Source organism: Stenotrophomonas sp. S49 (assembly GCF_016624905.1).
Lineage (GTDB): Bacteria > Pseudomonadota > Gammaproteobacteria > Xanthomonadales > Xanthomonadaceae > Stenotrophomonas.
The window spans coordinates 1-8540 of sequence record NZ_JACVUD010000134.1 but is presented as its reverse complement, the minus strand read 5'-3'; the positions used below and the strand labels follow the sequence as shown (position 1 = coordinate 8540).

Sequence of the window (8540 nt, the reverse complement as noted above, 5' to 3'; positions counted from 1 at the left end):
GCACCCAAGGTGCCAGATCGGCAAGAGATAAGATCCACGCCATGCGTGGATACCGAGCGCAGCGACCCGCTGTGGTTTTTGATCTTCTCTTCTTTTCCGTGGTGGACGCGCGCGGAAACTGTCCGTGGCCGGGTGCGATGGGCTTGCGGGGGTATCCGCGGCATGGATGGCGCGGCTAAGCCCCCATGGATGGGTTTACGGCGTCCCCCGCAAGCCCATCGCATCCGGCCAACCTCATGATCGCCAAACGCCCCACCACGAGGGGCTGCGCCGTTGGCTGGAACCCTAGATCGGGGCCAGGGCGGTGAAGGGGGCCCACGGCAGGTTGCGCAGCAGCGCGTAGCCGGGCAGCAGCCACAGCCAGAACATCGGGTTGGCCAGCACCCGCATCAGCGGGTCCAGCACGCGCGGGCGGATGCCGGCGCTGTTGAGCAGCATCAGGAACAGGAACGGCAGGCTGAGGACCAGCAGCGGATTCATCGCCATCGCGCCGGGCAGGTCGAAGTGGACCAGCGAATACAGGCAGCGCGTGCTGCCGCAGCCGGGGCAGTACAGCCCGGTCAGTGCGTACAGCGGGCAGCCGGGCAGCGGATTGCCCGAGACGTAGGGGTTGACGTGGCGCAGCACCACGGCGGCACCCGCGGCCAGGCCGGAAGCGGCCAGCAGAGGGGCCCAGCGGGCCAGTCGGGAACGTGCGGGAAGGACGGACATGCGACAACGGGACCCGGCGCCGTGCCGGATCCCGCAGGGTGCATCAGTAGCTGCTGCCGCCGCCCATCACGCCGATCACGGCGATCAGGATGCCGTACAGGATGCCGACCACGACCGCGGCGATGGCCGACCAGATGGCCCACTTCTTGGCCTTTTCCGACGACTCACGGGCACCGGCGATGTCGCCAGCGGCCAGCTTGCCGTTGACCTGGGCGGCGTAGACGATCGACACGATGCCGGCCGGCAGGCAGCAGAACAGGGTCGACAGGATGGCCCAGACCAGATTATTGGGGACCTGCGGGGTGGTGGTGTTCATGGTTCAAGCTCCTCGATGGGTGGTGGTGTGAATCAAAGGTCGGAAAGAGCGCCCAGCGCGGCCAAGCCGCCGAACAGCCCGAACCACAACAGCAACAGGACCGGCAGTGCGACGGCCGAAGCCACCGCCCACCAGCCCGCCTTGCGCGACGCACTGAAGGCCCCCGGCAGATCACCGGCCGCGCGGCGGCCGTCCACCTGGGACGCATAGACAATCGACACCACCCCCAGCGGCAGGCAGCAGAACAGCGTGGTCACGATCGCCCAGACCAGATGGTTGGGGATGTACACCGGACGCTCGATAGGTGGCGGTTGATTCAAAGCAAGACTCCATTCCTTGGCGGTCGGTCTGTCGCGGACAGGCCGAACCTCCCCCCTGTGGGTGCGTAATCTACCGCAACGCGGGCCTCATGTATGCGTTTACATGCCCGCCAAGGGACTCGCGGCAGCCCTCCCGGCGGGGTAACAGGGAGGCCTGCACCCCGCGTCAGATGCGTCAGGCGTTGTCGCCGCGCAGGCTTCGCACCTGCGTTTCCAGTGCGGCCGCATCGGTACGCTGGCCGTCCACCGCAGGTGCGGCCACCACTTCGACGGTGGCGCGGAAGCGGCGCGGAACGCGCATGCGGCCCAGGCGGGTATCGCGCCGGCTCCACATGCTCGACCACATGCCGCGCAGGGCCATGGGCACCACCGGCACCGGCCGGCGCTCAAGGATTTTTTCCACGCCCGATTTGAACGGCCCCATCTCGCCATCGCGGGTCAGTGCGCCTTCGGGGAAGATGCAGACCAGTTCACCCTCGGCCAGCGCGGCATCCACTTCGTCGAACGCGCGCTGCATCAATGCCGGGTCTTCGCGTGCGCCGGCAATCGGAATCGCCTTGGCGGTGCGGAAGATCCAACGCATCACCGGGATGTTGAAGATGCGGTAGTACATGACGAAGCGCACCGGGCGCGGAATCGTCGCCGACAGGATCAGCGCATCCATGTAGCTGACATGGTTGCAGACCAGCAGCGCGGCGCCTTCGTCGGGCACGTTGGCTTCAATGCCGTGCGGGCGCAGCCGGTACAGCGTGCGCACCATCACCCAGCTGAGGAAGCGCATCAGGAATTCGGGGACGATGGTGAAGATGTAGATCGCCACCACGGCATTGGCTATGGCCAGTGCCAGGAACAGCTGCGGGATGGTCCAGTGCAGCCACTCGCGCGCGGCCAGCGAAATGAGGGCGGCGCCGACGATGAAACCGGAATTCTGGATGTTCAGCGCGGCGAACACGCGCGACATCTGTGCCTTCGGGGTGCGGCTCTGGATGAGCGCGAACAGGGGCACCACGAACACGCCGGTGAACAGGCCGATGCCGACAAGATCGACGACGATGCGCGCGCTGCCCGCCTGCTGCAGGAAGGTCAGGATGCCCATGCCGTGCACCGTGGCCTCGCCCGGGCGGGCGAAGTACAGATCGAGCAGGAAGGCGGTCATGCCAAAAGCGCCCAGCGGCACCAGGCCGATCTCGACGGTGCGCGCGGACAGCTTTTCGCACAGCAGCGAGCCGACGCCGGTGCCGACCGAGAACAGAGCCAGCGCGAACAGGTACAGCTTCGGTTCGCCACCCAGGTTGGCCAGTGCGTAGTTGGGCAGCTGCGAGGTCAGCACGGTGCCGACGAACCAGAACCAGGACACGCCCAGGATCGCGTTGCGCACCGCCTTCTGCTGCCGCGCCATGCGCAGCACGACCAGCGATTCCGGCAACGGGTTCCAGTTGATCTTCAGGTCGGGGTCGCCGGCATCGACCTTGGGGATCATGCGTGCGGCGATGTTGCCGCACACCGCCAGCGCGATGACCGCCGTGGCCGCCACGATTGGGCCATGGCTGCCGGCCAGCAGGAACACCGCGCCGCCCAGGATCATGCCCGACAGGATCGAGATGGAGGTGCCCATTTCCACCAGGCCGTTGCCGCCGGTCAGCTCTTCGGGCTTCAGCACGGCCGGCAGCACCGAGTACTTCACCGGGCCGAACAGGGTGGACTGCATGCCGGTGCAGAACAGCGCCACCAGCAGGAACGGCAGGCTTTCGGTCAGGAAGCCGATCGCCGCCATCGACATGATCACGATCTCCATGGTGGTGGTGATCACGATCAGGCGCGATTTTTCCAGTTTGTCGGCGATCTGGCCGGCAAGGGCTGAAAACAGGAAGTAGGGCAGGATGAAGATGGCCGGCGCCAGCGTGGTGTAGAGCGAACGCTGCTCTTCCGATACGCCCAGGTAGAACAGCAGGCCGATGATCGCTTGCCGGTAGACGTTGTCGTTGAAGGCACCGAGCGCCTGCACGATGAAGAACGGCAGGAAGCGGCGCTGGCGCAGCAGGGCGAACTGGTTGTGGCCGGACATGGAACCTCCTTGGACCGCCGCAGCCTAGCATTCCTGCCTGCACGGCGGGTGCGGGGCGGCGGGACACGCATCCTTCGCGTTCCATCAGAACGTGCCTGGGCGCCGCCATGGCGGCGGGCCGGACCATACCTCGGTGCTGCCGCGATGGCGGATTGAACGATGCTGTGATGCTGTCGGGATGCCCAGGACGAGCGATGCCGCGATGCTGTGATGCTGTCGGGATGCCCGGGACGAGCGATGCCGCGATGCTGTCCGTCGTAGAGTCGAGCTTGCTCGACTGCTGTTGGCAGAGCAGTCGAGCAAGCTCGACTCTACCGCCATCGCCATCGCCATCGCCATCGCCATCGCCATCGCCACCGGCAATGGCAATGGCAATGGCAATGGCAATGGCAATGGCAACGGCAACGGCAACGCCACCGCAATCGGAACCAGTCCCGTCAGCGGAAACGGAACCGCCTCCCCCCCTGCAGGCGGGATCAGGTCAGGCCACGCACCGCTTCGTTGGCCGCCGCGCGCATCTTCGGCAGCATGCGCAGCACCAATGCCATCTGCGTGCGGATCAGCTGCAGCTTCGGCGCCATGCTGTCGTCGGTCTGTTCCAGTTCGGCGGCCACGGCGCGGTCGGCGTCGTTGTCGTCTTCGCTGACCGGCTGCCGTGCGCCCAGCGCGCTGCCCAGCTGTTCCAGTGCCTTGCGCACGCGCTCGCCGGCGGCCAAGGCCAGCGGGTCGGCGGCGAAGCTGTCCACCTGGTCGCGGTGCGCGCCCAGCGCGGAAAGGTGGCCCAGCAGGGTGTTGGACAGTGCCAGGAAGCGGAAGCCGGCATCCAGGTTGCGGCGCACGTGGCCAGGTTCGCGCAGCATGTTCGACAAGGCCGTGGACAGCGCCGCATCGGCGTTGTGCATGTCGCGGCGGGCAATGCGGTAGGCCAGGTCATCACGCATGCCGCTGCGGTACTGGCCCAGCACCGATTCCAGATAGCGCGCGGCGGTGTCCAGCACCCGCGCCAGTACCTTGTGCAGCTGCCGGCCCTGCCAGTCGGGCAGGATCAGGAAGGCCGCCGCAGCGGCGATGGCGCAGCCCAGCAGGGTGTCGACCATGCGCGGCACGATCAGCACGAAGCCATCGCCGATCAGGTTGAAGCAGGTCAGCGCCATCACCGTGATCGCCGCCGAGGCCACCAGGTAGCGGTCGGTGCGGGTGAAGAAGAAAAGCAGGGCCGACAGCAGGGCGATCAGCAACTGCACGTGCAGCTGCGGGAACAGCTGGAGCAGCGCCCAGGTCAGCACCAGGCCGGCCAGGGTGCCGACGATACGCTGGGCCAGGCGCTGGCGGGTGGCGCCGAAGTTCGGTCGGCAGACGAAGACGATGGTCAGCAGCACCCACGAGCCGTTCTGTGCATTGAACAGGCGGATGGCCAGGAAGCCGGCGATCAGCGCCAGCGCCATGCGCAGGCCGTGGCGGAACAGCACCGAGCCGGGGGTGAGCTGCTGGCGGATGCGCACGCCCATTTCGCGCAGGGTATGGGGGTTGCTGTCGCGCAGGCGGGTATCGACGTTGTCCAGGCTGGCTTCGGAGCGTTCGGCGTCCAGCAGGCGGCGTTCGATGCTGCGCAGGTTGTGCACCAGCAGGTCCAGCGAACTCAGCAGCCGCTGCCACTGCGGGCGCTGCTGGTCGCGCAGGTAGGCCAGGGCATCGGCCAGGTCACGCCCGGCCTGCTGGTTGCTTTCGCCATACACGAACGGCCGGCGCAGGCGGATCGCCTCGCCCAGCCGTGCGCAGGCCTGGCCCTGCAGGTCCAGCAGGCGCTGGCAGCGGTACAGCACGTCGCTGTGGAAGAACGCATCGACCAGGGCGCCGTAGGGGTAGTGCGAGGAGCTGGCACGCTCATGGAAATCCTGCGCCATGTAGTACAGGCGCAGGTATAGGCCGGAATTCACCCCGGGGCGGCCGGAGCGACCGAAGCGCGCCATGATCGCGGCCTTGGCTTCATTGAGTGCGCCCACCACCCTGCGGTTCTGTTCGGCCAGGTCCAGCTGGCGACGATGCAGGTCCGCTTCGCGCACCGGCTCGAACAGCGTGGCCTTCAACTGCAGGTAGCGGCCCAGTTCCTGGTACAGGCGGGCTACGCGTTCGCGTACCGGGCGGTTGGCGAACAGCGCGGTCCAGACAATGGACAGCAGGCCATACCAGACCGCACCGGCCATCAGGTGGCTGACCGCATGCAGGGCGCGCGGCAGATCGCCGGCGCCGCCGTGCTGCTCCAGCCCGATCATGGTGTAGATGGCCAGGGTGACCGTGGCCTGGGCGATGGAGGCGTAGCGTTCGCCCAGTGCGCCCAGCAGGGTCAGGCCGAAGGTGGACAGCGCCAGCGCGCCGATGAACAGCCACGGCCACGGGAACAGCCAGATGACCGACGCGGCGGCAATGCAGAAGCACAGCAGCGACAGCAGCACCGCCTTGGTGCGACCCCACCAGTTGTCATCGGTTTCGGCGATGGCGCTGGCGATGATGCCCAGGAACACACCGGGCAGGGCCGGCAGTGCGTCCATGTGCCAGCACACGCCCAGCGCGGTGGTCAGGGCAATGAAGACGCGCAGGCCGTAGCTGGCTTTTTCATGGGCCCACAGGCGGCTGAGGCGGGAATGGGGCGCGGACATGCAGGCTCGGGGGACGGAGTGCCCCCATTATGGCGGTGCGCGCGTGTGTAGGGTGTTGGAAGTGCGGACCAACGGTCCGCACCCATGCAATCGATAGCGCCGCGCCATGCGCGGCGAGCGCACAGCGCGGCATGCGGAACAACCGCCGGGCATGGCCCGGCGCTACCGATGGGTTACATCTCCCAGCGCACGCTCACGGCGAAGGTGCGCGGCAGACCGATGCCGGCGTTGGACCAGTACTTGCGGTTGCCCAGGTTTTCCACGCTGGCGCGCAGGGTGACCGGGTGCCCGCTGGCCATCAGGCGGTAGCCCACGCCGGCATTGACCAGGGTGTAATCGGGCAGCTTCAGGGTGTTGTCGGCGTCGTACCAGACATCGCCGTAGTAACGCACGGCGGCGTAGGTTTCCAGGCCATCCACCCACGGCAGCTGGTAGCTGGCATGCAGCACGCCGCTCCAGCGGGCGGCACCGACGGTGCGGTTGCCTTCCTGCGCGGCGCTGTCCGGCGACAGCTTGTCGTAGGTCGGGTCCAGCCAGGTCACGCCGCCACCCACGGTCAGCGCGTCGGTCAGGTGCAGGTCGGCGCTGGCTTCCACGCCTTCGTACAGGGTGATGCCATCCTGCACCAGGCGCAGGCCGGTGTCGGTCTGCTGGTCGATGTTGGCGCCACGTTCCAGCCGGAACGCGGCCACGTTCGCATTCCAGCGCGAGGCTTCCACCTTGGCGCCGATTTCATACTGCTTGCTGATGGTCGGGTCCAGCACATCGCCGGCGTTGATGTAGGTGTTGCCCACGCGGCTGCCGGCTTCCAGCGATTCGATGTAGCTGGCGTACAGGGTCACTGCCTCGCTGGGCTTGAACATGACTGCATAGGTCGGAGTGACCGGGTAGGTGTGGTAACGGCCCTTGGTCTCGAAGTCGTTGTAGCGCCAGCCAGCCAGCACCGACCAGCCGCCGCCGAAGTCGACGGTATCGCTGGCGAACACCGCCTGCTGCACGGTTTCATCGCCACGGGTCAGCACCCGCGAACCCACCGCGTCGTGGCGGATGGCAGAACGCTGGTACAGGTTGGCGCGACCGATGGTGTTCCACTCGTAAGGGCGGTCCCAGCCCAGCCCGGTCTGGTGGCTGACGCCGGCCACCAGCTGGTGCTGCAGCGGACCGGTGCGGAAGCTGCCCTGCACCAGCGCCTGCGCGAGCTTCCATTCGCTCTTGCCGCCCAGCTCGTACACGTTCACGTTGTAGTCGCCGTTCGGATCGTCGATGTAGGCGAAGATCTTGTTGACGTCGTTCCACGAGGTGGTGACGCCGTAGCTCAGGTTGGCCTTCCAGTCGCTGTTGATCTGCCAGTTCAACGCGGTCGACAGCAGGCTGGAACGGGTGTCGTAGTAGGTGCCCGGCACGCTGTTGTCGACGTCGCCGGCAATCGGCCGCGGCAGCGAGGTCAGGCCGATGAAGTAGTACTGCGGCGATTCTTCGCTCAGGTCGCGCGACTGGAACACGCCGTCGAAGGTCCAGGTGAGCGCATCGCTCAGGCGCGCGTCCAGCGACAGTGCGCCGACCTTGCGGTCGACATGGCCGCCGTTGAAGGTTTCGCCCTTCTCCTGGTACGCGTTGAAGCGGTAGCCGAACATCTCTTCGTTGCCGAAGCGTCCGCCGGCATCAACACCGCCGCTGACGATGCCCTGTTCGCGCCAGCCCAGCTGCGCGGAGAACGTCGGGGTGTCGGTCGGCTTCTTGGTGATGTAGTTGACGATGCCGCCGGGTGCGCCGAAGCCGTACAGGAAGCCACCGGGGCCCTTCAGCAGGTCGACCTGTTCCATCACTTCCAGCGGCCATTCGGTGCCCCACGAGGACACCTGCAGGCCGTTCACGCGGTAGCTGTCGTAGTTCAGATCGATGCCGCGGTTGCGGATGGGCGAGCTCCAGCCACTGGCGTAGGCGCTGACCTGGGTGCTGACCGAGGGGTCGAACAGGAAGGCTTCGCCCAGCGAGACGACCTGGCGCTGCTCCAGCTGTTCGCGGCCGACGGCGGTGATGGCGAACGGGGTGTCACGCAGGGCACGGTCGCCCAGCGCACCGGCTTCGGTGTGCGTGCGTTCGCCGACCACCTTGATGGCGTCCAGGTCGGTGGCGCTGCGGGTGTCGGCCGGGGCTTCTGCATGGGCCACGCAGGCAGCGGTCAGGGCGGCGGCCAGCAGGGCCACGCGCGGGGTGCGGAACGAAGGCATCGATCAGGTTCCTCGGTGGACGGCCACGGGCCATCCACCCATGGTTGGGGGAAGGGGCAGTGGCTGGGATCACGCAGGCTGACCGGGAACCGGGAGCGGGGCGCCGCAGGGGCGCAGGACCATGGCTGGATGCGAATTGTTCTCTTTTCGTTACAGCGCGTCAAACCCAAGGGGGCGTGGGGGGGGGGGGGGGGCGCCCCCCCCCCGCCCCCCCGGGGGGGGGCCGGGGGCCCCGCGCCG

General features: G+C 67.3%; 6 protein-coding genes. All 6 read right to left on the bottom strand.

Annotation, left to right across the window (positions count from 1 at the left end; translation table 11 throughout):
• Window positions 1–285 precede the first annotated feature (285 nt).
• The 6 genes from IAE58_RS19110 to IAE58_RS19085 all read right to left on the bottom strand — a co-directional run bounded on the left by IAE58_RS19110 (window position 286) and on the right by IAE58_RS19085 (window position 8300).
• A complete protein-coding gene (locus IAE58_RS19110; RefSeq protein WP_199934682.1) occupies window positions 286–711 on the bottom strand; it encodes a DUF2752 domain-containing protein in 426 nt (141 codons plus the stop codon).
• A gap of 43 nt (window positions 712–754) precedes the next feature.
• Complete coding sequence (locus tag IAE58_RS19105) at window positions 755–1027, bottom strand: CD225/dispanin family protein (protein WP_199934683.1); 273 nt, start codon at window positions 1025–1027, stop codon at window positions 755–757.
• A 32-nt stretch (window positions 1028–1059) separates the two neighbouring features.
• Window positions 1060–1347, bottom strand: coding sequence for a CD225/dispanin family protein (locus tag IAE58_RS19100; protein ID WP_108751075.1), 288 nt, complete (start codon window positions 1345–1347; stop codon window positions 1060–1062).
• Between the two features lie 175 nt (window positions 1348–1522).
• Entirely contained in the window at window positions 1523–3412 is a 1890-nt protein-coding gene (locus IAE58_RS19095; RefSeq protein WP_199934684.1) for an MFS transporter, read from the bottom strand.
• 476 nt (window positions 3413–3888) lie between these two features.
• Window positions 3889–6069 (bottom strand): YccS family putative transporter, encoded by a 2181-nt coding sequence (gene yccS, locus IAE58_RS19090; RefSeq protein ID WP_199934685.1) that lies wholly within the window; start codon window positions 6067–6069, stop codon window positions 3889–3891.
• 173 nt (window positions 6070–6242) lie between these two features.
• Window positions 6243–8300: a TonB-dependent receptor gene (locus tag IAE58_RS19085; protein WP_199934686.1), complete on the bottom strand. Its 2058-nt coding sequence runs from the start codon at window positions 8298–8300 to the stop codon at window positions 6243–6245.
• Between the last annotated feature and the right edge of the window lie 240 nt (window positions 8301–8540).